Below are 25,017 nucleotides of genomic sequence, written 5' to 3'. Positions count from 1 at the left end.
AGACGTCCCTGTGTCCGCCGTGATCCCCCTCACACTGCCCGACATCCTGGAAGCGATGGCCGATGCGATCCCCGACCGCACGGCAGTCGTCACCACCGAGCGCGCCTACACGTACGCCGAGATCGACGAGCGTGCCACGCGCCTGGCCAACCACCTGCTGAGCGTCGGCCTCGAGCCGGGTGCCCAGGTCGCCGTCCACGCGACCAACCGGATCGAGTGGGTCGACGCCCTCTACGGGTGCCTCAAGGCCCGCACGATCCCGGTCAACATCAACCACGCCTACCGGCGTGACGAGCTCGCCAGGACGTACGCCGCCACCGACTGCGTCGCGGCCATCGTCTCCCCCGAGTTCACCGACGACCTCGACGAGCTCTCGCTGTCGTTGGATCACCGGGTCGTCCTGGGCCCCGACTACGACGCCAAGGTCGCCGCGGCGTCCAAGGAGCGGCCGACGGTCGGGCGCACGCCCGGCGACTGGCACATCATCTTCACCACCGGCACCACCGGCACTCCGAAGGGCGCGGTCTGGCGCCAGGAGGACCTGATCTGGGCGGCCCTGAACACCGTCCGCCGCAACGCGCCGATCCCGTCGGTCGAGGGCCTCGCCGCCGAGGCGGCCGCCCGCGCCTCGGGCGTCGTGCTGCTCGCCGGTGGGCCGCTGCTGCACGGCCAGAGCCAGCTGCTGCTCCTGCGCGCGCTGGTCGCCGGCGGCACCGCGGTGCTCGACACCTCCGAGGCGTTCTCGGCCGAGGCCTTCCTCGACCTCGCCGAGAAGTCCGGCGCCACCGCGATCACCCTCCTCGGCGACGCCCAGGCGCGGCCGGTGGCTGCCGCGCGGCTCGTCGGCAAGAAGCGCTGGCCGCTGCACTCGCTCGCGGGCGTCTCCAACACCGCGGCGCCGCTCTCCGACGGCGTCCTGTCCGTGCTGCGCGACGCGTTCGCCCGGCGGGTCATCGTCGACTCCTACGGCACCCTGGAGACCGGCGTCACCGGGTCCCGCGCCGACGACGGCTCGGCGCTCGCGCCCGGCGAGGCGCGGTTCATGGTGGGCCCGGAGGTGGAGGTCTTCAACCCCGACCTCACCCCGGCGGCTCCCGGTGTCGAGGGGCTGCTGGCCCGCTCCGGCCCGGCTGCGCTCGGCTACTACAAGGACAACGCCCGCTCGGCCACCGCGATCAAGCTGATCGACAACCGGCGCTGGACCTTCCCCGGCGACCTCGCCCGTCGTGAGGAGGACGGCTCGATCACGCTGCTCGGCCGGGCCGCGACCTTGGTGCGGACCGGTGATCTCGAGATCCACCCGGAGAAGATCGAGGGCGTGCTGCTCGCCCACGCCGACGTCGTCGACGCCGCGGTCTTCGGTATGCCCCACCCGCGCTGGGGCCAGCAGGTCGCGGCTCTGGTGCAGCTGACACCGGGCTCCGAGATCGCCGCTGCCGACCTGCGCAAGCACGCCCGTGACGTACTCGGGGAGTCGCACGAGCCCAAGCTCGTCCTGCTCGTCGAGTCGGTGCCGCGTACGCCGGCCGGGACCGTCGACTACCGCGCCGCCACCGGCCTCACCGCCGATCTGCTCAGCACCGGCGGACCCGGCAACGGTGCCAGGGCCCTCGACGAGACCGATGCCGAGGCTGCCGCAAACTAGCCGAGTCGGCGCAACTGTCCCGCCACCGGACGCCGAGTCGGCGCGTCTGTCCCAGCTGCTCGGGACATTCGCGCCGACTCGGCGCTGTTTTCCGGGACTGACGCGCCGGATCGGCGTTGGGTCAGGATTGCCGGTCGGGGGCGTCCGGGTCGTCGGGGGGCGGCGGCTCGGTCGCCTCGGGCGGGAGCTCGGGCAGGTGGTGCCCGAACGGGACCTGCTGGACCTGGCCGAGCGCGGCCAGGACGGAGGGCAGCATCGCCTTGGCGGTGCGCTTGTAGCCCATCGCGCTGGGGTGGAAGTGGTCGATGGCGAACATCTCGTCGGGGTTCGTGATGAAGAACGGGCCGACGACGTCGGAGAGCGAGACGACGTGGGCACCCCGGGCCAGCGCGGTCTCCCGCTGGCCGTCGGCCAGCTGCTTGGCGATCCTGCGCCCGAGCGAGCGCAGCGGCTGCGGCAGCGGCCGCACCGCGCCCACGTCCGGGCAGGTGCCGACGACCACCTCGGCGCCGCGCTCGCGCAGGGCGTCGATGACCTCGCCCAGCACCCGGGTGGAGTCCTTCTGCGGCACCCGGTGGGTGACGTCGTTCCCGCCCACGATGACCACCGCGACGTCGGGCCGATAGCTATCCGGCAGCGACTCGAGCTGGGCCGGGACCATCGAGGTCTCGGCGCCGACCACCGCAGCCGTACGCAGCCGCACCGGTCGTTGCAGCGCCTTGGCCGTGCCCTTGGCCAGCCGGGCGCCGAGGGTGCCGCCCCTGGTCTCCGCTCCCAGTCCGGCGGCGATCGAGTCGCCGAGGATCAGGAGCTCGACCGGCGTACCCCCGTAGGTCTTCTTGTAGACCTTGTCGGCGTCGATCGCCTCCTCGCCGAGAGGCTTGCCGATCACGTCGCGCGCGTGCGCCGCCTGTCTCTTCAGCAACGTCACGAACCCGGCCCCCGCAGCCGCCCCCACCACACCAACTGCGCCGGCAACGCCGGCGGTGGCGGCGACCATGCCGAGCCACCTGGCCTCTTCACTCGTCTTCGCGCTGCTCACATTCCTCATGTGTACCCCACGAGGGTGAACGGGCGGTTGGTTCGTCTAGGTATGCAGAGAAACCGTCGCTTCCCACGCGGAGTTCCGCACGGGAAGCGACGGTTCCGCTACATACCTAGACGAACATCCACGGACCTACGCCTGGGAGAGCCCAGCCTCCTCGAAGGAGTCGTAGTTGGGGGCGATGGTGGCGCGCGGGCCGACGATGCCGCTGACCGCGTCGAGGGTCTTGAGGCCGTGGCCGGTGTTGATGATCACCGTCTCCAGGCTCGGGTCCAGGGCGCCGGTCTCGACGAGCTTCTTGGTGACCGCGAGAGTGGTGCCGCCGGCGGTCTCGGTGAAGATGCCCTCGGTGCGGGCCAGGAGCACGATCGCGGCGCGGATCTCGTCGTCGGTGACCTCCTCGACGGCGCCGCCGGAGGACCGGGTGGCGTCGAGGACGTAGATGCCGTCCGCCGGGTTGCCGATCGCCAGCGACTTGGCGATGGTGTCGGGCTTGACCGGGCGGATGGCGTCGACGCCGGCCTTGAACGCGGTCGCGACCGGGTTGCAGCCGGTCGCCTGGGCACCGAAGATCCGGTAGGGCTTCTCCTCGACCAGACCGAGCTTGATCAGCTCCTTGAAGGCCTTGTCGACCTTGGTCAGCTGGGATCCGGAAGCCACCGGGATGACGATCTGGTCGGGCAGGCGCCAGCCGAGCTGCTCGGCGATCTCGAAGCCGAGGGTCTTGGAGCCCTCGGCGTAGAAGGGACGTACGTTGACGTTCACGAACGCCCAGCCGTCCTCCTCCGCGGCGATCTCCTGGGCGAGCTTGTTGACGTCGTCGTAGTTGCCGTCGACGGCGATCAGGTTGTCGGTGAAGACGGCGGAGTTGACCTGCTTGGGCTGCTCGAGGTTGCTGGGGATGAAGACCGCGGTGGGGATCCCAGCACGGGCGCCGGCGGCGGCGACCGCGTTGGCCAGGTTGCCGGTCGAGGGGCAGGCGAAGACCTTGGCGTCGAGCTCGCGGGCGGCGCTGAGCGCGCAGGCGACCACGCGGTCCTTGAACGAGTTGGTCGGGTTGGTCGAGTCGTCCTTCACCCAGATCTTCTCGACGCCGAGCTCCTTGGCGAGGTTCTTCGCGTCCAGGAGCCGGGTGAAGCCGGGCTCGGTGTTGGGGCTCTGCTCGATGTCGTCGGGCACCGGCAGCAGCGCCTTGTAGCGCCAGATGTTGCGGGGTCCGGCCTCGATCTCCTCGCGGGTCACGGCCGGGAAGTCATAGGCCACCTCCAGTGGCCCGAAACACTCCGGACAGGCGTAGTGCGGACCGAGGTCGATCTGGTTGCCACACTCCCGGCACGACAGCGCCGAGGCGTTGCCGAAAGCACCCTCGCGCAGGCCCTTCGTCTCCGTGGTCGCAGCGCTCATGAGAAACCTCCTCCTCATCTTCCCCGATCACGTCTCTCGCGCCGGGCCGGAATTAGCACCTGCTCCGCGCCCTGCCCGTGGTCGGGAGGAGGCTCGCGGTCGGTTGCCGGGACTTCACTGGGCCGTTCCCTCAGTCCCTCTCGATGAGCAGTAGCGATCGTACGGCAGGTATCCGGCGCCCCACACACCCGGGTTCCACTCCGCGGACCAACTGTCCGCTATCTGGACATGGGCGGCTCAGCGAGCGCGGAGGCGGCGCAGCATCCGGGCGTCGTCGAAGCCCACCGCCCGGGCGGCCGACTCCATGGTGGTGCCGGCGGCGAGCAGGTGGTCGGCACGCTCGCGGCGGAGCGCCTGCTGGTAGCGGAGCGGGGTGAGACCGGTCGCGCGTACGAAGGCGCGGGTCAGGGTGCGCTCGCTGACACCCGCGCCCTCGGCCAGACCGGAGAGCGGAAGCGGCTCGGCGAACCGGGCGTCGATGACGTCCTGCACATGGTGGACGGTGTCGTCGAGATGGTTGCGGTGGCGCAGCAGGACGCTCTCCTGCGGCTGGTCGCCGTTGCGCCGCGCGTAGACGACCATGTCGCGGGCGACCCGCGCCGCCAGCGCCGGTCCGTGGCGCATCGCGAGCAGGTGCAGGCTCAGGTCGATGCCGCTGGCGATACCGGCCGACGTCACGATCCGGTCATCGCTGGTGAACAGTACGTCGCGCACCACCCGGGCCTTCGGGTAGCGCCTCGCGAGCGCATCCTGGAGATCGTGATGGGTGGTGCACAGACGCCCGTCGAGGAGACCCGCCTGGCCGAGGGCGTCGGCACCCGCGCACACGCTCGCCACCTCACCCCCGGCCGCATGATGACCACGCAGCCGCTCGGCGGTCTCGGGCGTGAGCCGGGGGCCGGCGACGAGGTCGTACGCCGCCTTCCACCCCGGCACGAGCAGCAGGTCGCCAGGGTCGAGGTCGGGCCACTCGGCCGTCGCCGCCAACGGCAGTCCTTGGGCCGAGAGCACCTCTCCCTGATCGGCGCCCGCCACATAGACGAGGTCGTAGGGATGACCCAGGCCGCCGGCGGTGTGGAACGCCTGGGCCGGCCCGGCGAGATCGAGCAGATGTACGCCGGGCAGCAGCACGAACACGACCTTGCTCACGCGGCAGATGCTGCCACAGCCTCCAGCTCGGCGATGGTCGCGATCTCGGCGAACCGGCCGCTGAGCACGAGCTTCGTACGCTCCACGATCTCCGCGGCCGACAGCCCGCCCAGCGGCTCCGTGGTGACGGCGTCGGCCACGTAGGTGACCCGGTAGCCGAGGTCGGAGCCGATCCTTGCGGTGGTCTCGACACACTGCTCGGCGCGGATCCCGCAGACCACGAGCTCGGTGACGCCGTGCTCGGTCAGCACCTGCTGGAGGTTGGTCGTGGTGAAGGCGTTGTGCGAGGTCTTGCGCACCTCGACGTCGCCGTCCTGCGGGCCGCTGAGCCCGTCGAGGTAGCGCACGTGACCCGAGGCCGGGTCGAAGGCGCCGCCGCTGCCGGGCTCGGTGTGCAGCACCCACACGACCAGGTCGCCGGCCGCTCGCGCGAGGCTCACCAGCCGGTCGGCGCGCTCGGCGATGTCGGGGTACAGGGTCTGCTCCCACTTCCCGAGCTGGCGGAAGGATTCCTGGATGTCGATGACGAGGAGGGCACGATTGCTCATGCCTCCAGTGTGCGAGCTGCCCGCTCGATGCACGAGGCATCAAGCGGGCAGCATCCGGAACGATCCGGTCAGGCAGCGGCCACCGTGCTCTGCGTCGTGGCCTCTCCCCCGGCGGGCGCCAGGGCGCCGCGTACGACATCCCTGACATCGCTCACCAGGTTGATCTTCAGCGCCTGCTTCACGTCGTCGGGCACCTCGTCCAGGTCGGGCTCGTTGCGCTGGGGCACGAAGACCTCGGTCAGACCGGCCCGCTGGGCGGCGAGCAGCTTCTGCTTGAGGCCACCGATGGGCAGCACCCGGCCGGAGAGGGAGACCTCACCGGTCATGCCGACCTCGCTGCGCACCGGGCGACCGGTCGCGAGGGAGGTCAGCGCGGTGACCATGGTGATGCCGGCGCTCGGCCCGTCCTTGGGCACCGCACCTGCCGGCACGTGGACGTGCAGCGAGCGGTCGAGCACGGCCGGGTCGACGCCCAGCTCGGCCGCGTGCGAGCGCACGAACGAGAGCGCGATCTGCGCGGACTCCTTCATCACCTCGCCGAGCTGACCGGTGATGTTCAGCCCGGTCTGCCCGTCGGACGCCGACGCCTCGATGAAGAGCACGTCCCCACCGAGTCCCGTGACGGCCAGTCCGGTGGCGACACCCGGGACCGACGTACGCTCCGCCGACTCCGGCGTGAACCGGGGCCGTCCGACGAGGTCCTTGAGGTTGTCCAGGTCGACCTCGACGTGCTCCGCGCCGGTGGCCAGCTTCGTCGCCGCCTTGCGCAGCGCCTTGGCGATGAGCCGCTCGAGCTGGCGTACGCCCGCCTCGCGGGTGTAGTTCGCGGCCAGCTCACGCAGCGCCTCGTCGGCGACCGTGACCTCCTCGGCGGTCACCGCGGCACGCTCGAGCTGCCGGGGCAGCAGGAAGTCGCGGGCGATGGCGACCTTGTCGTCCTCGGTGTAGCCGTCGATCGTGACCAGCTCCATCCGGTCCAGCAGCGCGCTCGGGATCTGCTCCACGACGTTGGCCGTGGCGATGAAGAGCACGTCGGAGAGGTCCAGGTCGAGCTCGAGGTAGTGGTCGCGGAAGGTGTGGTTCTGCGCCGGGTCGAGCACCTCGAGCAGGGCCGCGGCCGGGTCACCGCGGTAGTCGGAGCCGACCTTGTCGACCTCGTCGAGTAGCACGACCGGGTTCATGGAGCCGGCCTCCTTGACGGCCCGCACGATGCGGCCGGGCAGCGCGCCGACGTAGGTGCGCCGGTGACCGCGGATCTCGGCCTCGTCGCGCACACCGCCCAGCGCGACCCGGACGAACTTCCGTCCGAGCGAGCGGGCGACCGACTCACCGAGCGAGGTCTTGCCGACTCCCGGAGGACCGGCCAGCAGCACCACGGCACCCGACCCACGGCCACCGATGACCTGCAGACCACGCTCGGCCCGCCGGGCCCTGACCGCCAGGTATTCGACGATCCGGTCCTTGACCTCCTCGAGGCCGTGGTGGTCGGCGTCGAGCACCTCACGAGCGGCGGTCACGTCGGTGGAGTCCTCGGTGACCACGCCCCACGGCAGCTCCAGGACGGTGTCGAGCCAGGTGCGGATCCACGCGGTCTCGGGGTTCTGCTCGGAACCACGCTCGAGCTTGTCGACCTCGCGCAGCGCGGCCTCGCGTACGGTCTCGGGGAGGTCGGCGGCCTCGACCCGGGCCCGGTAGTCGTCGGAGCCCTCGGGCTCGCCCTCGCCGAGCTCCTTGCGGATCGCGGCGAGCTGCTGGCGCAGCAGGAACTCCCGCTGCGTCTTCTCCATGCCCTCGCGGACATCCTCGGCGATCTTGTCGCTGACCTCGGACTCGGCGATGTGGTCCTTGGCCCAGGCGATCACCTTCTCGAGCCGCTCCTCGACGTCCGGCGTCTCGAGCAGCTCGCGCTTGGCCTCGTCGTCGAGGTAGGGCGCATAGCCGGCGGTGTCGGCGATCTCGGACGGCTCGATGAGCCGGTTGACCTGGTCGATGACCGGCCAGGCCTCACGGCGCTGCAGCACCGCGACGACCAGCCGCTTGTACTCCTCGGCCAGCTCCTTCGCGTGCTCCGTCGTCGTCTCGGTGGCGGGCTCGACCTCGACCCACAGCGCCGCGCCGGGTCCGGTCACGCCGGAGCCGATCTTCGCGCGGCCGACGGCCCTCAGCACCGCTGCGGGCTCACCGCCCCGGAAGCGGCCGACGCGCTCGATCGTGGCGACAGCGCCGTACGTCGCATACCGGTCCCCCAGCCGCGGCGCCACCAGCAGCCGGCTCTCCGAGCCGGCTCGGGCGGCATCGACGGCAGCCTGCGCGGCCTCGTCGAGCTCGATGGGCACGACCATCCCCGGCAGGACCACGGCGTCCGAGACGAACAGCACAGGAAGCTTGTCCATGCGGACCCTCCTAGAAAGTTGAGTGATACTGGCTCAACTTCCGGGAGCAACCGGATGTTCCCTCCGGTTATCGTGTTCGCTGTCAGCGGACGGCGCGAGCTGTAACACGCTGTTACACCCACTATCCGGTCGTTCAGAACGACCGGATAGTGCTCCGAACGACGTGTTACAGGGCCGCCGCGTCGGTCGCCAGCCCACGCAACAGCCCGAGCACGCCCTCCGGCCCGGCGACCTCGAGATCGGCCAGCCCCGCGAGCGGGCCACGGTCGGGCCCGGCGTGGGAGTAGACGAGCAGCGTCGGAGACCCGGTGGTCTTTCCCCACGCCTTGACGGCCTCGAACGCCTCGATGTCACCCAGGTCGTCACCGCCGAACAGGATCGCGCCCGGCTCGACCACCGAGATCAGCGTCTCGATGGCGTGACCCTTGTGCATGCCGGGGGCGCGTACCTCGATGACCTGCTTGCCGGGCTCGATCATCAGTCCGTGCTCGGCAGCCAGCTCGGTCAGCGGCGGAAGCAGGCGCGCGGTGAGAGCGTCGGGGTCGGGGAACCGGCGGGTGTGGACGCCGACGGCGAGACCCTTCTCCTCGATGTAGGCGTCCTGCGCCCCGTGCGCGGCGAGCACCGCCGGGAGCGCCGCCTCGAAGGCACCCAGCCCCTCGGGCGGCGGCGGGCCGACGACGACCCGGTCCGAGCCGCTCCAGCGCTCGTTGCCGTACTGCCCGAAGACATACAGCTCCTTGCCGAGCTCCGCGAGCGCGTCGGCGATCGCCGCCAGCCCGCCCAGCTCGACGACCTGTCCGGCCGGGCGGCCGGTGACGATGGCGACCGCCTTCACCCGGGCCGCGAGCGCGATCAGGGCCGAGGCCGCGTCCGGATGGATCCGGGCCGAGGCGGGGTCCTCGACGATCGGCGAGAGCGTGCCGTCGAAGTCGAGGCCGACGAGGGTCTCGGCGGCGGCAGCCGCGATCGCGGCGTACTTCTGCTCTCCTGCTGTGCCATCAGGCTGGAGTTCGGCCATGCCTCAACTGTGACACGGCAACGACCTCCGAGCCGACCGGGAATACGGGGTCGTGCGACAGATCACACACCGTCGAGAACGGCCGGAACCCCTCAGAGAGCGCCGGTCAGGATGACCGTCAGCCGGTCACCCTTCATCGAGCCCTCCACCGACAGATGGGTCCGTTTGATGCCGAGGTCGTCGGCCAGCTGCTGGCCCTCGCGCTTCATCCCGCTCGGGTAGTAGACGGTGTTCTCCGGGACGGAGCCCATCCAGTTGTCCTCGCCGACGACGTTCCAGCCGACCGTGGTCGCCTTCGCCGCGACATCGCTGGCAAGGCCGGCGACGTTGGACTGGTTGTAGACCTCGACGCTGACCTTGGCACGGTCGACGGGCGACGGTTCCGCCTTGGCCGCCTTCGGCGAGGCGGATGCCGAGGCCGAAGGGCTGCCACCGGTCTGGGCGATCTTCTCGCCCCGGCCGTCTCCGTCGCCGCCGGTGACCCAGAAGACGATCACCGCGACGACGACGGCCACCACGCTGAGCGCGATGACGGGTGTCGGGAGCGCGACGCCACGCTCCCCTTTCGAACGACGTACGCTGCCGGTCATTCAGACCTCGAAGCCGAGCCGTCTCGCCGAGCGCTGACGCTGCCGGGCAGCGCGGAGCCGTCGCAGGCGGCGTACCAGGAGCGGGTCGGCCTCCAGAGCCTCCGGCTTGTCGATCAGCGCGTTGAGCACCTGGTAGTAGCGGGTGGCGGACATGTTGAACGCCTCACGCACGGCAGCTTCCTTGGCACCGGCGTACTTCCACCACTGGCGCTCGAAGTCAAGGATCTGCTTGTCGCGCTCGCTGAGGCTCGCGGGGTCCTCGCCTGGGCCTGTGACCTGCACGTTTACAGCGCTCATTCCTCGTCCCCCGGTGTCGTCTGCATCTGGCCACAGACTAACGCGCCGAACTACACCGCTGTGGTTCACCCTCCGGCGTGTTACTCGACAGGTATTCCTGTGAGGGACCGCAGAGTACCCAGTGGAACGGCACCGCACCGAACCTGGCTCCGGTCCATTACAGTCGGAGATGTGCAGGCTGACCTGGTAATCGTGGCCAATCGGCTCCCCGTCGATCGAGTGGAGATGCCGGACGGCACGAAGGCGTGGCGCCGCTCGCCAGGAGGTCTGGTCAGCGCTCTCGAGCCGGTCCTGCGAGCCAACGACGGCGTCTGGATCGGGTGGCCCGGCGGCACCGACGAGGACCTCGAGCCGTTCGAGGACGACGGGCTCCACCTGCTGCCGATGACGATGACCGCCCAGGACATCGAGGAGCACTACGAAGGCTTCTCCAACGGCACCCTGTGGCCGCTCTACCACGACGTCGTGGCCAAGCCGGAGTTCCACCGCGAGTGGTGGGACGGCTACCAGCGCGTCAACAAGCGCTTCGCCGAGAAGTGCGCCGAGGTGGCCGCCAAGGGGGCGACCGTCTGGGTCCAGGACTACCAGCTCCAGCTGGTCCCGCAGATGCTGCGCGAGCTCCGCCCCGACCTGCGCATCGGCTTCTACCTGCACATCCCGTTCCCGCCGGCCGAGCTCTTCCAGCAGGTCCCCTGGCGAAGACAGCTGCTCGAGGGGCTGCTCGGTGCCGACCTGGTCGGCTTCCAGCTCCCCCAGGCCGCCCAGAACTTCGTCCGCCTGGTGCGCCAGCGCGTCGGCCACAAGACCCATCGTGACCTGGTCTATCTCCCCGACGGACGCACCGTGCACGCGGCCGCCTTCCCGATCTCGATCGACTTCGTCGGCTTCGACGAGATGGCGCACGACGAGGGCGTCAACCAGCGCGCCAAGGAGATCCGCCAGCAGCTCGGCGACCCGAAGAAGATCATGCTCGGCGTCGACCGGCTCGACTACACCAAGGGCATCTACGCCCGGCTGCGCGCCTTCGGCGAGCTGCTGCGCGACACCAAGCTCGACGTCGAGGACGTGATCTTCGTCCAGGTCGCGGTGCCCTCCCGCGAACGCGTCGAGCAGTACCGCAAGCTCCGCGACGACATCGACCGCCTCGTCGGCCGCCTCAACGGCGACCTCGGCCGCATCGGCCGCCCGGCCATCTCCTACCTGCACACGAGTCTCCCCCGGGCCGAGATGGCCGCGCTCTACCGTGCCGCCGACATCATGGTCGTCACCCCCTACCGCGACGGCATGAACCTGGTCGCGAAGGAGTACGTCGCCTGCCGCTACGAGGACGACGGCGCCCTGGTGCTCTCCGAGTTCGCCGGCGCGGCCGAGGAGCTGCGCCAGGCCTGGCTGGTGAACCCCTACGACATCAACGGGATGAAGGCCGCGCTGCTGGAGGCCTACGAGGCCGAGCCGAAGGAGCTCACCCGCCGGATGAGGGCGATGCGCAAGCAGGTCGCCGCCCGGGACGTACGGCATTGGGCCGACACCTTCCTCGAGGAGCTCGCCGCGGTGCCGGGCAACCACAACAAGAGCGTCCTTCCGCCCAACGGTCACTGAGACCACCGGAGCGAGGAAGTGACCGCGCGAAGCGCGGAGACCCGCGCAGGTGGCTAGAGTCGACGCGTGACCACCAACTCTGACCCGATCAGGTGGGGAATTCTCGGCACCGGCCGGATCGCCCACTCCCTCGCCACCGACCTGATGCTCGTTCCCGACGGCCAACTCGTGGCCGTGGGCTCACGGAGCAAGGAGTCCGCAGAGACGTTCGCGAAGGAGTACGCCGCCGCCGACGGCCCGGTCCGCGCGCACGGCTCCTACGAGGAGCTGGCCGCCGACGAGGACGTCGACGTCGTCTACATCGCCTCACCCCACTCCCACCACCTCGAGCACGCCACCCTCGTCCTCGAGGCGGGCAAGCACGTGCTGTGCGAGAAGGCGCTGACGCTCAACGCCGCCGACTCGCAGACCATGGTCGACCTGGCCACCTCCAAGAAGCTGTTCCTCATGGAAGCCATGTGGATGGCGACCAATCCGATCATCCGGCGCCTGGTCGCCGACGTGAAGTCCGGCCGCTTCGGGGTCCCCCGTCACGTGCACGCCGAGCTCGGCTTCGTCGCCGACCCCGAGCAGCACCAGCGCCTCCTCGACCCGGCCCTCGGCGCCAGCGCGCTGCTCGACATGGGCATCTACCCGCTCACCTTCGCCCACCTGCTCTTCGGCGAGGCCCGCTCGCTGACCGCGCAGGCCAACCTCGGGACCGGCGCCGACGGCGGCACCTTCGACCTCGACCTGGTGATGACCGGGAAGTACGCCGGCAACGAGCTCTCCACCATGGTCTCCTCGGTCACGTCCTACTCCTCCCGCTCGGCCGCTATCGCCACCGACCAGGGCCGCATCGAGCTGACCGACTTCCACCACCCGTCCTCGGCGGTCTTCAAGCCCGCCGACGGGAGCGAGCCCGTCGAGATCGTCGGTGACGAGCCCGTCATCGGCGCTGCGTACGGCAACGAGATCGTCGAGGTGCAGCGCTGCCTGCGCGAGGGCCTCCTGGAGTCCCCGCTGGTGCCGCACAGCCAGACGCTCAGCCTGATGCGCCAGATGGACATGATCCGCGAGTCCATCGGCGCCCGCTTCGCCGACGAGTCCTGAGGCTCAGGCGGTCGTCGGCTTCTCGTTGAAGGTCCGGTGCGGGTGCACGATGTCGAGGAGCTCGCCGACCACGTCGGGGCCCAGGGCACCCCAGTGGTCCTTGTAGCCGTAGACGCCGGCGAGGGTGCGTGACTCGTAGTCGCCGTTCATGACCTCGATGTCGCGCGGCGTGATCAGTCCGGGGTGGGCGACCCCGACGGCGGCGGAGACCTTCGTCAGCTCCCTGCGCAGCGTACGCAGGTAGCTGGCGCAGCGGTCACCCTTGTCCAGCGGGTCCAGACCGCCGGAGAGCCACTTGCTCTGGGTCGCCACGCCGGTGGGGCAGGTGTCGTCGTGGCACTTCTGGGCCTGGATGCAGCCGATCGACATCATCGCCTCGCGGCCGACGTTGATCATGTCGGCGCCGAGCGCGAAGGCGACGGCGGCGTTCTCCGGCAGGCCGAGCTTGGCCGACCCGATAAAGGTGACCGAGTCGGTCAGGCCGAGCTCGGCGAAGGTGCCGTAGACCCGGGAGAAGCCGATCCGGTAGGGCATCGCGACCGAGTCGGAGAAGATCAGCGGCGCGGCACCGGTGCCGCCCTCGCCGCCGTCGACGGTGACGAAGTCGACGCCGCGCTCCCCCGTGCGCATCCTGGCGGCCAGCTCCCGCCAGAACTCCATCTCCCCGACCGCCGACTTGATGCCGACCGGCAGCCCGGTCTCGGCAGCGATCATCTCGACGAAGTCGAGCATGGAGTCGACGTCGAAGAAGGCCGAGTGCCGAGACGGCGAGGCGCAGTCCTTGCCGACCTCGATGCCGCGGATCGCGGCGATCTCAGGGGTCACCTTGGCCGCGGGCAACAGCCCGCCGAGGCCCGGCTTCGCGCCCTGGGAGAGCTTGATCTCGATGGCCTTGACCGGCGCGGTGGCGACCCGCTCCTTGAGCCGGTCGATCGAGAAGCTTCCGTCGGCGTTGCGGCACCCGAAGTAGGCCGTGCCGATCTGCATGACCAGGTCCGCACCACCTTCGAGGTGGTAGGGCGAGATGCCGCCCTCGCCGGTGTTGTGCATCGCGCCGGCCTTGAACGCACCCCGGTTGAGCGCCGTGATCGCCGGCCCGGACAACGACCCGAACGACATCGCCGAGATGTTGACCACCGACTCCGGACGGAACGCCTTCGCGCGCCCGCGCGGGCCCCGAGCACCTTCGCCGACGGGAGCCTGGCGGCCCGGTCGTGGTCGTCGGGAAGGCTGTCGGCGAACGTACGGTGCTTGATGTGGATGTGGCCCTGCGTGTGCTCGATGTCGTTGTCGGTGCCGAAGCCGAAGTAGTTGTTCTGCTCCTTGGACGAGGCGTACACCCAGCGCCGCTGGTCACGGCTGAAGGGCCGCTCCTCGTCGTTGTCGGCGACGATGTACTGGCGCAGCTCCGGCCCGATCTTCTCCATCAGGTAGCGCGCGTGCCCGATCACCGGGAAGTTCCGCAGGATCGCGTGCTTGCGCTGGGTCAGGTCGCGCGCGGCGACCACGGCGGCAGCGACCGCCGCTCCCCCGAGGAGGGTCGTCATCTTCATGTACGTCTTCCTACCGGCCCGCCACGGCGTTGTAAACGTCCGTGGCGGTGTCGGCAGGCGTCGCTCAGGCGAACTCAGGCACGACCTTCGACTCGAAGAGTTCGATCGAGGAGCGGTCGTAGGCGGCGTCGCCGAAGTAGGTGATGGCGTAGGTCATCCCCAGGTCCTCCATCGCCTTCAGCTTCTCCACGATCTGCTCGGGCGTGCCGACCAGACCCTGGCTGCCGCTGCGGCGCGCGTGCTCCGCGCCGGCGGCCTCGCCGAGCGACTTGGTGAGGTGGTCGGCGTACCAGTCGATCTTGTCCTGGGCGTCCTTCTCGGTCTCGCCGATGAAGACGTTGTAGTTGGCGGAACGGGTGATCTCGGCGAAGTCGCGGCCGAGGTTGTCGCAGTGGCCGCGCAGGATCTCCGACTTCGCCTGGAACGTCTCGGGGTCGCCGGCGAAGTTGGTGTAGTCGGCGTACTGCGCGGCGATCTTCAGGGTCACCTTCTCGCCGCCGCCGGCGATCCACAGCGGAATCCCGGAACGGCCCTTCTGGATCGGCAGCGGCTGACAGATGGCGCCGTCGACCTGGTAGTACTTCCCGTCCAGCGACGAGACGCCCTTGGTCCAGGCCTGCTGGAAGATCTGGACGCCCTCGCGGAGCATCCCGAGCCGGTCGCGCGCCTCCGGGAAGCCGTAGCCGTAGGCCCGCCACTCGTGCTCGTACCAGCCCGCGCCGATGCCCATCTCGATCCGGCCGCCGCTGACGTGGTCGGCGGTCGCGGCGACCTTCGCCAGGTAGGCGGGGTTGCGGTAGGACATGCAGGAGCACATCTGGCCGAGGCGCACCCGCGAGGTGACCGCACCCAGGCCGGCCATCAGCGTCCAGGCCTCGTGCGTCGCCTGGTCCGAGGGTTCCGGGGTGGTGTGGAAGTGGTCGTAGACCCAGATCGACTCCCAGCTTCCGGCATCGGCGTGGAGGGCCAGGTCCTTCATCGTGGTCCACTGGTCTGCCGGGTCGATCCCGACGAGGTCAAAGCGCCATCCCTGCGGGATGAAGAGTCCGAACTTCATACACCACAACCTATCCAGGGTCCCTGGGCGTGGCGAACGATATGTTGAGGGAATGAGCGCACTCGCCGGACTCGTGGACAAGGGCCTGATGGCTGCCGACTGGGCCGAGGCGCTGGCGCCGGCCGAGCCGCAGATCGAGCAGATGGGCCGTTTCCTGCGCGAGGAGCTGGCGGCGAGGCGTCCCTATCTTCCCGACGGCGACCGGATCTTCAACGCCTTCCGGCGCCCGCTGCGCGACGTACGCGTCCTGATCGTCGGTCAGGACCCCTACCCGACGATCGGGCACCCGATCGGGCTGAGCTTCGCGGTCGAGAAGGACGTGCGTCCCCTGCCCGCGTCGCTGCGCAACATCTACGCCGAGCTGGTCACCGACCTCGACCTGAAGATGCCCGAGCACGGCGACCTGTCGACCTGGGCCGACCGCGGGGTGATGCTGCTCAACACCTCGCTGACGGTGCGCCCCGGTGCCCCCGCCTCCCACTCGAAGAAGGGCTGGGAGGAGGTCACCGGGCGGGCGATCGACGTCCTGGGCCGCCGCGGCGGACCGCTGGTCGCCATCCTGTGGGGCCGGCACGCGCAGAACCTCGAGCCGCGGCTCAACGGCGTGCCCGCGATCAAGTCGGTCCACCCCTCGCCGCTCTCCGCCCGTCGCGGGTTCTTCGGCTCCCGGCCGTTCTCGCGCGCCAACGCCCTCCTGGTCGAACAGGGCGGATCCCCGGTCGACTGGTCCCTTCCGGACTAGGATCGGCGCATCGGCGCGGCGAACGGGGGGTCACGTGAGCGAGAACACCACCGATCCGACGCTGTCGGTGCCCCGCCGGCTCAAGATCGCCGGGACCATCGTGGTCGTCCTGCTGGCGGCCTGGGCCGCGGTGCTGGGCGTCCGGGCCCTGCTCGACCGGGCCGCTCCTCCGGAGCTCCCCGCGACCGAGGTACGCGACTGGGCGACCTTCGCCGACCACCTCGTCCTGGGCACCGCCGGCCCCGACGACACCGACCGGCTCGAGGTCACCACCGTTCTGTGGAGCCGGCAGGGAGCCCACCCGATCGGTCGGCGGATCACCGTCGAGGCCGCGATGACCGAGGGCGAGGCGTACGCCGTGCCGGTGGCCTGGCTCGACGACGGCGGCAGCGACGGGCGCTGGGTCGCGCTCGCGCCCGGTGCGGTCCTCCCCCTCGACGGCGGCCGGATCACCGACGGCGGCGACACCTGGGCCGAGGAGCACATCGGGGAGTCCGCCCGCACCCTGGCCACCGAGCTCTACGAGACCGGGCCCTACCCGGCCGCGGTCCCGCACCTCTACGAGAGCCTCGAGCAGAGACTTGCCGCTGTTGACCGGTAGGTAAGATTTCACGCGTGAGCCAGGATTCCCCCACGCGGCCCCAACGCGCCACCTGGCTGAGGGCCGGCATTTGGTCACTCGGATTCGTCGCCCTTCTGTGGGTGCTCGAGGTCACCGACTACATCAGCGGCCACCAGCTCGACACCCTCGGCATCCAGCCGCGCACCGACGCCGGCCTGCTCGGCATCGTGTTCGCACCGGTGCTCCACTTCGGCTGGGCCCACCTCTACGGCAACACCCTGTTCGCGCTCGTCCTGAGCTTCCTGGTGCTCGCCTCCGGGTTCGGCCGCGGGATCGCCGCGACGCTCATCATCTGGATCGTCGGCGGCGTCGGTGTCTGGCTGATGTCGCCCCCGGGCAGCATCACCGCCGGCACCTCGATGCTGATCTTCGGGTGGCTCGTCTACCTGATCCTGCGCGGACTGTTCAACCACCGCGTCGGCCAGATCATCATCGGCGTGCTCATCTTCCTGGTCTGGGGCAGCCTGCTGCTCGGCGTACTCCCCGGACAGACCGGCGTCTCCTGGCAGGGCCACCTCTTCGGTGCGATCGGTGGCGCGCTCGCGGCCTGGCTGCTCAACGACCCGCCCCAGAAGCAGGCCCAGAAGTAGGCCCAGAAGAAGGCCCAGAAGAAGTCCGCGCGAGCCGGCTGATGGAGACTGGTTCCATGCAGATCCTCTCCATCCAGTCGCACGTGGCCTTCGGCTACGTCGGCAACTCGGCGGCCGTCTTTCCGATCCAGCGCCTCGGCCACGAGGTCTGGCCGGTGCTCACGGTCAACTTCTCCAACCACACCGGCTACGGCGCGTGGCGCGGACCCGTCGTCGCCGCCGACCAGGTCGCCGAGGTCATCGAGGGGATCTCCGAGCGTGACGGTCTCTCCACCGTCTCCGCGGTGCTGTCCGGCTACCAGGGCGACCCGGCCGTCGGCGCGATCGTCCTGGACTCCGTACGCCGCGTGAAGGCCCTCAACCCGCGGGCCCTCTACTGCTGCGACCCGGTGATGGGTGACGTCGGGCGCGGGATGTTCGTGCGTGAGGGCATCCCGGAGTTCATGCGCGACGAGGTCGTGCCCGCCGCCGACGTGATCACGCCCAACCACTTCGAGCTCAACTTCCTGGCCGGCCTCGAGTCCACCGACACCCTGCAGGAGGTGCTCGCCGCGGTCGACATCGTCCGTGAGTCCGGCCCCTCGAACGTGCTGGTGACCTCGGTGATCACCAAGGACCCCACCCACCTCGACCTGGTCGCGGTCTCCGACGAGGGCGCCTGGTCGGTCACCACTCCCCTGCTCCCGATCTCCCCCAACGGCGGCGGCGACGTCACCGCGGCGGTCTACCTCTCCCACCTGCTCTCGACCGGCTCCACGCCGGCCGCCCTCGGCCGCACCGCGAACACCCTCTTCGCCATCCTCGACCGGACGCTGAAGTCGGGGCGCCGCGAGCTCGAGCTCGTCGCCTCCCAGGACGACATCGCCAACCCGCCGACGACGTACGAGGTCACCCAGCTCCGCTGATCAGTAGGACTTGCCGTCGGAGTATCGCTGCCGCCGCCAGGCCCTGCCGCTGCCGCGGTTCTTGGCCTTGTACGTCGGCAGCTGGCTGTCGCAGTTCGGGCACACCAGCCGCAGGTTCTCGCGCCTGTTTTTGGTGGCATCACCGTCGATATGGTCCAGCACGAAGGTCAGCTCGAGGTCATTCCACGTCGCCGGACATGCGCATATCGCGCACAGGCCGACCTGGTCCTCCATCAGATGGAGCTTCACATAATGGCGCCGACTACCACTGAGCGTGGCCTCGCCGGTCTTCAGCCATCGCTCGATCTTCTCGCGACGTTCCATCGCCCGCTGACAGGCGTTGCTGCAGAACCTGAGCTGATGGCGCTTCTCAAGGGGCGCGCCACACCCCACGCAAACTCTCATGCCGGCGACACTAAGCGCGACCACCGACAACTCTCGTGGAGCCGGTGACAGGACTCGAACCTGCGATCTTGGTCTTACAAGGACCCTGCTGTACCAACTCAGCTACACCGGCATGCCGTACGTCTCCGCAACGGCGGGACAATCGTAGCCAGTCACCGTCCCATCTGTGCATCCGGCGTGTCGTCCCGACCGTGACGCACCTCGAGGCAACCCCTCGAAAACCTGCGCGGGGAGGACGTCTGAGAGGGTTTCCCCTCATCCGAACGTCGGATAGATGAAGGGAAGACGGATGACGGACATCTTGGGCGCCATCAGTGCAGTCGTGTGGAGCAACTGGCTCGTGTATCTGTGTCTCGCGGTGGGGGTGTTCTTCTCCGTGCGGTCACGCTTCCTCCAGGTGCGGCACTTCCCCGAGATGGTGCGGCTGCTCGTACGCGGCGAGAAGTCGTCCTCCGGGGTCTCCTCGTTCCAGGCGCTGGCGATGTCGCTGGCCGGGCGCGTGGGCACGGGCAACATCGCCGGTGTCGCCACGGCGATCGCCTTCGGTGGGCCGGGCGCGATGTTCTGGATGTGGGCGGTGGCGTTCCTCGGCGCCTCGACGTCCTTCGTGGAGAGCACGCTCGGTCAGGTCTACAAGACCCGGGACCCGCTCACCGGTGAGTACCGGGGCGGTCCTGCCTACTACTTCAGCCGCGCCTTCGCGCACACCCGCGCCAGCAAGTTCTTCACGGTCTACGGGTTCGTCTTCGCGGCCGTGACCGTGCTCGCGTGCGGCGTACTCCTTCCCGGTGTCCAGGCGAACTCGATGACGGCGGGCATGACCAACGCGTGGGGCGTCCCGACCTGGGGCGTCGCGCTCGCGACGGTGATCGTGTTCGCGTTCGTCGTGGTCGGTGGTGTCAAGCGGATCGCGTCCTTCGCGACGCTCGTGGTGCCGTTCATGGCGGTGGCGTACGTCGCCGTCGCCATGGTCGTCGTGGTGGTGAACTCGGACCAGATCCCTGGGGTCATCAGCGACGTGGTGTCCAGCGCCTTCGGCCTCCACTCCACGTTCGGCGCGGTGCTCGGTCTCGCCGTGATGTGGGGCGTCAAGCGCGGGGTCTACTCCAACGAGGCGGGGCAGGGCACCGGCCCGCACGCAGCGGCCGCGGCCGAGGTCTCGCACCCGGCGAAGCAGGGCCTGGTGCAGGCCTTCGCCGTCTACGTCGACACCCTGTTCGTCTGCTCGGCGACCGGCTTCCTGATCCTGTCCACCGGCGCCTACCGCGTCTTCGAGGGTGGCAGCGAGAGCGGCGACGTGATCGCGGACGGCGGGGTGCTCGCCGCGGGCGCGGAGGTCGGCCCGGCCTACACGCAGTCGGCCTTCGACACCGTGTTCCCCGGGATCGGCGCCTCCTTCATCGCGGTCTCGCTCGCCTTCTTCTGCTTCACGACGATGGTCGCCTACTACTACATGGCCGAGACCAACCTGCGCTTCATCGTCGGCCGGTTCGCCACCGTTCGGCTCGGTGGGCAGCGCGGTGTCTCGCTCGGTCGGGTCACCACACTGGCCCTGCAGGCCGTGATCCTGGTCGCCTCGGCGTACGGCTGCGTGTCGACGGCCAGCGACGCCTGGACGCTCGGCGACATCGGCGTCGGCCTGATGGCGTGGCTCAACATCCTCGGCATCCTCGTCCTCCAGCAGCCCGCGTTCGCGGCCCTGCGGGACTACGAGCGGCAGAAGAAGCAGGGGCTCGACCCGGTCTTCGACCCCCGCGCCCTGGGCATCACCGGAGCGACGTACTGGGAGAGCTACGAGCCGGAGCGCGAGCGCGTCTAGCCCTACTCGCTCCCGACGGGAGTGCCCAGCGGGACGTACTCGTGGGCGGTGAGCACGCCGTTGGTCTCCAGCTCGACCGACTGGAGACCGACGGGCTGCCCGTCGGCGTAGGTGATCAGGGAGACCTCCGCGGTGCGGCGGATCTTCCCCATCGCGAAGGCGTACGCAGCACCACCCGTGGTGCCGTTGGTGTAGGTCCAGCCGACCTGACCGTTCTCGCCGGTCACCTCGGTCGGACCCTGATGGACGTGACGGTGGCCGCCGACGACGAGGGTGGCGCAGCCGCGGCGCAGGGTCTCGCGGGCCAGCGACGGGTCGTGGACGAGGAGCGTCGCGACCGGCTTCCCGTCGTCCATGGAGTCGCAGGCGATGTCGGCCAGCTTCTCGCCGGCCTCCTCGAGGGTGACGCCCTTCTCGTCGATCCAGTTGCCGAGGCCGCTGGTGCGCGGGTCGGGGACCCCGAGGAGCGTCGAGCCTCCGGGGCCGTCGACGACCTCGCCGTCGAGGACGGTCCAGCCCTTGTCGGCCAGGTAGGTGCCGACCGTCGGACCGTGGTCGTGGTTGCCGGTGACCGCCCACTTGTCCAGACCGTCGCTCGCGTCGGTGAGGGAGTCGAGGGAGAAGGTCTCCCAGTCGGACCCGGTCGAGGTGTCGTCGCCCCCGTCCAGGATGCCGGTCGCGCCGCCCTCGTCGGCGATCGCGCGCACCACCGAGTCCATGCCGACGTTGTCGTGGCGGTCGGAGACGAGAGCCACCACGGTCTCGTCCTCGGCCGGCTCCCGCAGGGCCAGGTCCGGCACCTTCTCCACCACCTTCTCGTAGAAGGTGCGGCTGGAGTTGTAGGTGTCCACGGCACTGGCCACCAGCCTCCGGGTCTGGTTCGCGTAGGCGTCGCCGCGCACCTCCACCCCGGCCAGCTCGTCGGGCACGGGGATCCCCTGGCCGAGGAAGGCGGCCAGCGGGGTCCAGTCACCGGCGACCGGCTCGGCCGCGGTGTCCGCCGCCGGCGCCGCGTAGACCCCCCACGGCTGCCAGACCGCGGCCGCGAGCACGCCCGCGGTCACCACGCCGACGCCTGCGGTGGTGAGGCCGCGCCGTGTGCGGACCGCTTCCGTCGTACGTCGCCGCAGCTCGGCACGGCGTTCGGCCCCGGGCAGCCACCACAGCAGGACGCCCCCGGCCACGATCGCCAGCGAGAACGCTGCACCGCGGATCACGGCGGCGATGAGCATCGACTCGACCTGCTCCACCACGACGGCACGCTGACCGTCCGGCGCCGACCCGAGCACCGCGTAGCGCTCGAAGAGCTCGTCCATCGACCTCAGCTCGGTCTTCCCGAGGGTCACGTCGACGCCGATCGGACCGGCCACGTCCAGACGTACGTCGGGAAGCACCGGTCCGGTGTGGATGATCGCCTTCCCCGACAGGGTCGGGCGCAGGACCGAGTCGTGGCCGGCCAGGACCACCTGGCGTTCGCTGGACAGGAAGAGCCACGCGCTCACCGCCACGGCGAGCACGAGCCACAGCACTCCTAGCCCCGCCCAGACGGCGAGGCCACGAAGCAGGCTGCGGCGGGAGATCAGCGGCGCGCCTCCGCGACGGCGTAGAGCACGACCGACGCAGCGACGCCGGCATTGAGGGACTCCACCGAGTTGGCCATCGGGATCGACACTATCTGGTCGCAGGTCTCCTGGACCAGGCGCGACAGGCCGCCGCCCTCGGCACCGACGACGATCACCAGCGGACCGTCGGCGAGACCGTCGGGGGCGCCCAGCTCGGGCAGCGTGATGTCGCCCTCCATGTCGAGGCCGACGACCATGCAGCCGGCGTCCTGGTAGGCCTTGAGCTGCCGGGTCAGGTTGACCGTCTGAGCGACCGGGATCCGGGACGCCGCACCGGCGCTCGTCTTCCACGCCGCGGCGGTCATCCCGGCGGCACGGCGCTCCGGGATCACGACGCCGTGGGCACCGAAGGCCGCGGCCGAACGCACGATGGCGCCCAGGTTGCGCGGGTCGGTGACCTGGTCGAGGGCCACGATCAGCGGCTTCTCGCCGGTCTCGGCGGCGTGGTCGATCAGGTCGTCGGCGTGGGCGTACTCATAGGCGGGGATGCGCGCCGCCAGGCCCTGGTGGCCGTTGAAGCCGGTGAGCCGGTCGAGCTCGATCTTGGTCACCTCGAGCAGCGAGATGCCCTTCTCGGAGGCGAGCTGGAACGCCTCTCGCAGCCGACCGTCGCGCTCGGCACCCTCGGCGACGTAGATCCCGTTGACCGGTACGTCCTCGCGCAGCGCCTCGACCACGGAGTTGCGGCCGATGATCCACTCGGCGTCGCCCGCGGCCCGCTTGCGCGGACCCTTGTTGGCCCGCTGCTCGGCGGCCTGGGCCGCCTTGTGGGCCTTGTGGTAGGGCCGGTCCTTCGCCTTCGGCGTCGGTCCCTTGCCCTCGAGCCCACGACGGCGGTTGCCGCCGGACCCGACCTGGGCACCCTTCTTGCGTCCCTTCGCGATCGCTCCGCGACGCTGGGAGTTGCCTGCCATCAGTTAACGCTCCATTTCGGACCCTCAGGGGTGTCCTCGATCTCGATCCCGGCATCCTTGAGCCGGTCTCGCATGGCATCTGCGCGGGCCCAGTCCTTGGCGGCACGCGCCTCCGCGCGCTCGTCCAGGACCCCGCGGACGAGTACGTCCAGCGCACCGGTCAGCTTCTCGTCCGCACCGCTCTCCGGACCCCATGAGGGGTCGGCCGGGTCCAGACCGAGGATGTCCAGCATCGCGCGCACGCTCGCGGCGACCCCGCGCAGCGCCGGGCTGTCGCCGTCGGCGAGCAGCTTGTTGCCCTCACGGACGACGTCGTGCAGGGCGGCCACGGCGGCGGGGGTGCCGAGGTCGTCGTCCATCGCGCTGACGAAGTCGGCGCACGGGACACCGTCGGCCGAGATCTCACCGACCACGGACGCCGCCCGGTCCAGGAAGCCCTCGATCCGCTGGAACGCCAACGCCGCCTCGTCCAGGGCGGAGAAGGAGAACTCGACGTGTGACCGGTAGTGGGCCGCGACCAGGTAGTAGCGCAGCTCGATGCCGCGTACCTTCTTCAAGACCTCGGGGATGACCAGCGAGTTGCCCAGCGACTTCGACATCTTCTCGCCGGAGGTGGTGATCCAGGCGTTGTGGAGCCAGTAGCTCGCGAACGGCCGGCCGGCGGCGCGGGACTGCGCCTGCTCGTTCTCGTGGTGCGGGAAGCGCAGGTCGAGGCCTCCGCCGTGGAAGTCGAAGGCGGGACCGAGGTACTTCCCGGCCATCGCCGAGCACTCGATGTGCCACCCGGGACGCCCCAGCCCCCAGGGCGAGGGCCACGAGGCGGTCTCCGGCTCGGAGACCTTCCGGCCCTTCCACAGCGCGAAGTCACGAGGGTCGCGCTTGCCCCGCGGGTCGGCGTCGGCGGCGGCCTCCATGTCGTCGACCTTCTGCCCCGACAGCTCGCCGTAGGAGGGCCAGGAGCGCACGTCGAAGTAGACGTCGGCCGAGCCGTCCTCGGCGGCGTAGGCGTGACCTTTCGCGATCAGCTCCTCGATCAGCGCGATGATCTCGGGGATGTGGCCGGTGGCCAGCGGCTCGTAGGTCGGCGGGGCGACGTTGAGCGAGGCGTAGGCCGCGTCGAGCTCGCGGTGCATGTCGTAGGCGAGGTTGTACCAGGGTCGCCCCTGGTCGGCGGACTTCGCCAGGATCTTGTCGTCGATGTCGGTCACGTTGCGGATGAACGTGGTCTCATAGCCCGACGCCCGCAACCACCGCTGCAGCACGTCGAAGTTCACCCCGCTGCGGACGTGCCCGACATGCGGCTCGCTCTGCACGGTCAGGCCACAGACATAGAGCGACGCCTTGCCGGGGTGCAAGGGGGTGAAGTCACGTACTTCACGGGTCGCCGAGTCGTAGAGCCTGAGTGCCATGCCCCAAGTCTAGGGACGTAGCCGGTGAGTTCAGGATTCGCGACGCACGACGAGCGAGCGCCAGCGAGCGAGCGATGGCGCTTTCATCGGGCCATGTCGGTAACCTCGCGCTTGCGCTACCGACGTGGCGCGATGATCGCGGTAGCGATCGCGGCGACACCTTCGCCTCGGCCGGTGAGCCCGAGGCCGTCGGAGGTCGTCGCCGTCACCGTGACCGGCGCGCCGGCCGCCGCGGAGAGCGCCCGGTTGGCCTCGTCCCGCCGCGGACCGATCTTGGGCCGGTTGCCGATCACCTGGACCGCGACGTTGCCGATCTCGAAGCCGGCCTCGCGGACCCGGCGCGCGGCCTCCGCCAGCAGCACGACGCCGGCCGCCCCGGCCCACTCGGGCTCGGAGGTGCCGAAGTTCGATCCCAGGTCGCCGAGCCCGGCGGCGGAGAAGAGCGCGTCGCAGCAGGCGTGGGCGGCGACGTCCCCGTCGGAATGCCCGGCCAGACCCTGCACCTCATCGGGGAAGGCGAGGCCCGCCACGTGCATCGGGACACCGTCGGCAAGGCTGTGTACGTCGGTCCCGATGCCGACCAGAGGAAGCTGCAC

General features: G+C 70.1%; 23 protein-coding genes, 1 tRNA gene and 1 riboswitch. Of the genes, 8 read left to right on the top strand and 16 right to left on the bottom strand.

Annotation, left to right across the window (positions count from 1 at the left end; translation table 11 throughout):
- Window positions 1-19 precede the first annotated feature (19 nt).
- Window positions 20-1,645 (top strand): AMP-binding protein, encoded by a 1,626-nt coding sequence (locus OG984_RS24945; protein WP_328528858.1) that lies wholly within the window; start codon window positions 20-22, stop codon window positions 1,643-1,645.
- Window positions 1,646-1,766: 121 nt separating this feature from the next.
- Here the strand turns inward: OG984_RS24945 and OG984_RS24940 are convergent, their stop codons facing one another.
- The 8 genes from OG984_RS24940 to OG984_RS24905 form a co-directional block, all read right to left on the bottom strand.
- Window positions 1,767-2,687 (bottom strand): SGNH/GDSL hydrolase family protein, encoded by a 921-nt coding sequence (locus OG984_RS24940; RefSeq protein WP_328528857.1) that lies wholly within the window; start codon window positions 2,685-2,687, stop codon window positions 1,767-1,769.
- Between the two features lie 135 nt (window positions 2,688-2,822).
- Window positions 2,823-4,094, bottom strand: coding sequence for a threonine synthase (thrC, locus tag OG984_RS24935; protein ID WP_328528856.1), 1,272 nt, complete (start codon window positions 4,092-4,094; stop codon window positions 2,823-2,825).
- Window positions 4,095-4,105: 11 nt separating this feature from the next.
- Window positions 4,106-4,244, bottom strand: a riboswitch (SAM riboswitch).
- An 87-nt stretch (window positions 4,245-4,331) separates the two neighbouring features.
- Window positions 4,332-5,243, bottom strand: coding sequence for a GlxA family transcriptional regulator (locus OG984_RS24930; RefSeq protein ID WP_328528855.1), 912 nt, complete (start codon window positions 5,241-5,243; stop codon window positions 4,332-4,334).
- Window positions 5,240-5,791, bottom strand: a complete 552-nt coding sequence (locus tag OG984_RS24925; protein ID WP_328528854.1) for an isochorismatase family protein — start codon at window positions 5,789-5,791, stop codon at window positions 5,240-5,242. Before OG984_RS24925 ends, OG984_RS24930 begins: the two co-directional genes overlap by 4 nt.
- A 68-nt stretch (window positions 5,792-5,859) precedes the next feature.
- Window positions 5,860-8,184, bottom strand: coding sequence for an endopeptidase La (lon, locus tag OG984_RS24920; protein WP_328528853.1), 2,325 nt, complete (start codon window positions 8,182-8,184; stop codon window positions 5,860-5,862).
- A 166-nt stretch (window positions 8,185-8,350) separates the two neighbouring features.
- On the bottom strand, window positions 8,351-9,205 hold the full coding sequence (otsB, locus tag OG984_RS24915; protein ID WP_328528852.1) for a trehalose-phosphatase: 855 nt from the start codon (window positions 9,203-9,205) through the stop codon (window positions 8,351-8,353).
- Window positions 9,206-9,297: 92 nt separating this feature from the next.
- On the bottom strand, window positions 9,298-9,795 hold the full coding sequence (locus OG984_RS24910) for a LytR C-terminal domain-containing protein (protein WP_328528851.1): 498 nt from the start codon (window positions 9,793-9,795) through the stop codon (window positions 9,298-9,300).
- On the bottom strand, window positions 9,796-10,092 hold the full coding sequence (locus tag OG984_RS24905; protein ID WP_091046051.1) for a DUF3263 domain-containing protein: 297 nt from the start codon (window positions 10,090-10,092) through the stop codon (window positions 9,796-9,798).
- A 156-nt stretch (window positions 10,093-10,248) separates the two neighbouring features.
- Between OG984_RS24905 and OG984_RS24900 the strand changes: the two genes are divergently transcribed.
- Complete coding sequence (locus tag OG984_RS24900; RefSeq protein ID WP_328532389.1) at window positions 10,249-11,691, top strand: alpha,alpha-trehalose-phosphate synthase (UDP-forming); 1,443 nt, start codon at window positions 10,249-10,251, stop codon at window positions 11,689-11,691.
- 66 nt (window positions 11,692-11,757) lie between these two features.
- Window positions 11,758-12,783 carry a Gfo/Idh/MocA family protein gene (locus OG984_RS24895; protein ID WP_328528850.1) on the top strand — a complete coding sequence of 342 codons (1,026 nt, stop codon included), beginning with the start codon at window positions 11,758-11,760 and terminating at the stop codon, window positions 12,781-12,783.
- Window positions 12,784-12,786: 3 nt separating this feature from the next.
- On the opposite strand, the gene OG984_RS24890 is transcribed toward OG984_RS24895, so the two are convergent.
- Both OG984_RS24890 and OG984_RS24885 read right to left on the bottom strand, forming a co-directional pair.
- Window positions 12,787-13,902 (bottom strand): FMN-binding glutamate synthase family protein, encoded by a 1,116-nt coding sequence (locus OG984_RS24890; protein ID WP_328528849.1) that lies wholly within the window; start codon window positions 13,900-13,902, stop codon window positions 12,787-12,789.
- Window positions 13,903-14,400: 498 nt separating this feature from the next.
- On the bottom strand, window positions 14,401-15,393 hold the full coding sequence (locus OG984_RS24885) for an LLM class F420-dependent oxidoreductase (RefSeq protein ID WP_328528848.1): 993 nt from the start codon (window positions 15,391-15,393) through the stop codon (window positions 14,401-14,403).
- A 52-nt stretch (window positions 15,394-15,445) separates the two neighbouring features.
- On the opposite strand from OG984_RS24885, the gene OG984_RS24880 reads away from it, so the two are divergent.
- Genes OG984_RS24880 through pdxY form a run of 4 tightly spaced genes read left to right on the top strand, consistent with a single transcriptional unit; the run spans window position 15,446 to window position 18,252 of the window.
- Window positions 15,446-16,135 (top strand): uracil-DNA glycosylase, encoded by a 690-nt coding sequence (locus OG984_RS24880; protein ID WP_328528847.1) that lies wholly within the window; start codon window positions 15,446-15,448, stop codon window positions 16,133-16,135.
- Window positions 16,136-16,169: 34 nt separating this feature from the next.
- Complete coding sequence (locus tag OG984_RS24875) at window positions 16,170-16,736, top strand: hypothetical protein (protein WP_328528846.1); 567 nt, start codon at window positions 16,170-16,172, stop codon at window positions 16,734-16,736.
- 14 nt (window positions 16,737-16,750) lie between these two features.
- Window positions 16,751-17,347, top strand: a complete 597-nt coding sequence (locus OG984_RS24870; protein ID WP_328528845.1) for a rhomboid family intramembrane serine protease — start codon at window positions 16,751-16,753, stop codon at window positions 17,345-17,347.
- 56 nt (window positions 17,348-17,403) lie between these two features.
- Window positions 17,404-18,252, top strand: a complete 849-nt coding sequence (gene pdxY / locus OG984_RS24865) for a pyridoxal kinase PdxY (protein ID WP_328528844.1) — start codon at window positions 17,404-17,406, stop codon at window positions 18,250-18,252.
- Here pdxY and OG984_RS24860 read toward each other — a convergent pair whose 3' ends face one another.
- Window positions 18,253-18,576, bottom strand: coding sequence for an HNH endonuclease signature motif containing protein (locus tag OG984_RS24860; RefSeq protein WP_328528843.1), 324 nt, complete (start codon window positions 18,574-18,576; stop codon window positions 18,253-18,255).
- Between the two features lie 117 nt (window positions 18,577-18,693).
- Window positions 18,694-18,769: transfer RNA gene (locus tag OG984_RS24855), tRNA-Thr, on the bottom strand.
- A 177-nt stretch (window positions 18,770-18,946) separates the two neighbouring features.
- On the opposite strand from OG984_RS24855, the gene OG984_RS24850 reads away from it, so the two are divergent.
- Entirely contained in the window at window positions 18,947-20,476 is a 1,530-nt protein-coding gene (locus tag OG984_RS24850) for an alanine/glycine:cation symporter family protein (protein WP_328528842.1), read from the top strand.
- Window positions 20,477-20,478: 2 nt separating this feature from the next.
- Here OG984_RS24850 and OG984_RS24845 read toward each other — a convergent pair whose 3' ends face one another.
- The 4 genes from OG984_RS24845 to ispF all read right to left on the bottom strand — a co-directional run bounded on the left by OG984_RS24845 (window position 20,479) and on the right by ispF (window position 25,017).
- Window positions 20,479-21,993 (bottom strand): metallophosphoesterase, encoded by a 1,515-nt coding sequence (locus OG984_RS24845; RefSeq protein ID WP_328528841.1) that lies wholly within the window; start codon window positions 21,991-21,993, stop codon window positions 20,479-20,481.
- 62 nt (window positions 21,994-22,055) lie between these two features.
- Entirely contained in the window at window positions 22,056-23,012 is a 957-nt protein-coding gene (gene rlmB, locus OG984_RS24840; protein WP_328528840.1) for a 23S rRNA (guanosine(2251)-2'-O)-methyltransferase RlmB, read from the bottom strand.
- Window positions 23,012-24,421: a cysteine--tRNA ligase gene (gene cysS, locus OG984_RS24835; protein ID WP_328528839.1), complete on the bottom strand. Its 1,410-nt coding sequence runs from the start codon at window positions 24,419-24,421 to the stop codon at window positions 23,012-23,014. Before cysS ends, rlmB begins: the two co-directional genes overlap by 1 nt.
- A 116-nt stretch (window positions 24,422-24,537) precedes the next feature.
- Window positions 24,538-25,017 (bottom strand): 2-C-methyl-D-erythritol 2,4-cyclodiphosphate synthase, encoded by a 480-nt coding sequence (gene ispF / locus OG984_RS24830; protein WP_328528838.1) that lies wholly within the window; start codon window positions 25,015-25,017, stop codon window positions 24,538-24,540.

It is taken from the genome of Nocardioides sp. NBC_00368 (assembly GCF_036090055.1).
Classification (GTDB): Bacteria; Actinomycetota; Actinomycetes; order Propionibacteriales; family Nocardioidaceae; genus Nocardioides.
Note: the sequence above shows the minus strand (reverse complement) of the source record. Positions and strands in the feature narration are given on the sequence as shown.

Coding starts and splice junctions, on each gene's coding strand:
- thrC (WP_328528856.1), bottom strand. CDS start 4,094: ATGAGCGCTGCGACCACGGAGACGAAGGGCCTGCGCGAGGGTGCTTTC.
- OG984_RS24925 (WP_328528854.1), bottom strand. CDS start 5,791: ATGAGCAATCGTGCCCTCCTCGTCATCGACATCCAGGAATCCTTCCGC.
- lon (WP_328528853.1), bottom strand. CDS start 8,184: ATGGACAAGCTTCCTGTGCTGTTCGTCTCGGACGCCGTGGTCCTGCCG.
- otsB (WP_328528852.1), bottom strand. CDS start 9,205: ATGGCCGAACTCCAGCCTGATGGCACAGCAGGAGAGCAGAAGTACGCC.
- OG984_RS24910 (WP_328528851.1), bottom strand. CDS start 9,795: ATGACCGGCAGCGTACGTCGTTCGAAAGGGGAGCGTGGCGTCGCGCTC.
- OG984_RS24905 (WP_091046051.1), bottom strand. CDS start 10,092: ATGAGCGCTGTAAACGTGCAGGTCACAGGCCCAGGCGAGGACCCCGCG.
- OG984_RS24890 (WP_328528849.1), bottom strand. CDS start 13,902: ATGTCGTTCGGGTCGTTGTCCGGGCCGGCGATCACGGCGCTCAACCGG.
- OG984_RS24885 (WP_328528848.1), bottom strand. CDS start 15,393: ATGAAGTTCGGACTCTTCATCCCGCAGGGATGGCGCTTTGACCTCGTC.
- OG984_RS24880 (WP_328528847.1), top strand. CDS start 15,446: ATGAGCGCACTCGCCGGACTCGTGGACAAGGGCCTGATGGCTGCCGAC.
- pdxY (WP_328528844.1), top strand. CDS start 17,404: ATGCAGATCCTCTCCATCCAGTCGCACGTGGCCTTCGGCTACGTCGGC.
- OG984_RS24860 (WP_328528843.1), bottom strand. CDS start 18,576: ATGGAACGTCGCGAGAAGATCGAGCGATGGCTGAAGACCGGCGAGGCC.
- OG984_RS24850 (WP_328528842.1), top strand. CDS start 18,947: ATGACGGACATCTTGGGCGCCATCAGTGCAGTCGTGTGGAGCAACTGG.
- rlmB (WP_328528840.1), bottom strand. CDS start 23,012: ATGGCAGGCAACTCCCAGCGTCGCGGAGCGATCGCGAAGGGACGCAAG.
- cysS (WP_328528839.1), bottom strand. CDS start 24,421: ATGGCACTCAGGCTCTACGACTCGGCGACCCGTGAAGTACGTGACTTC.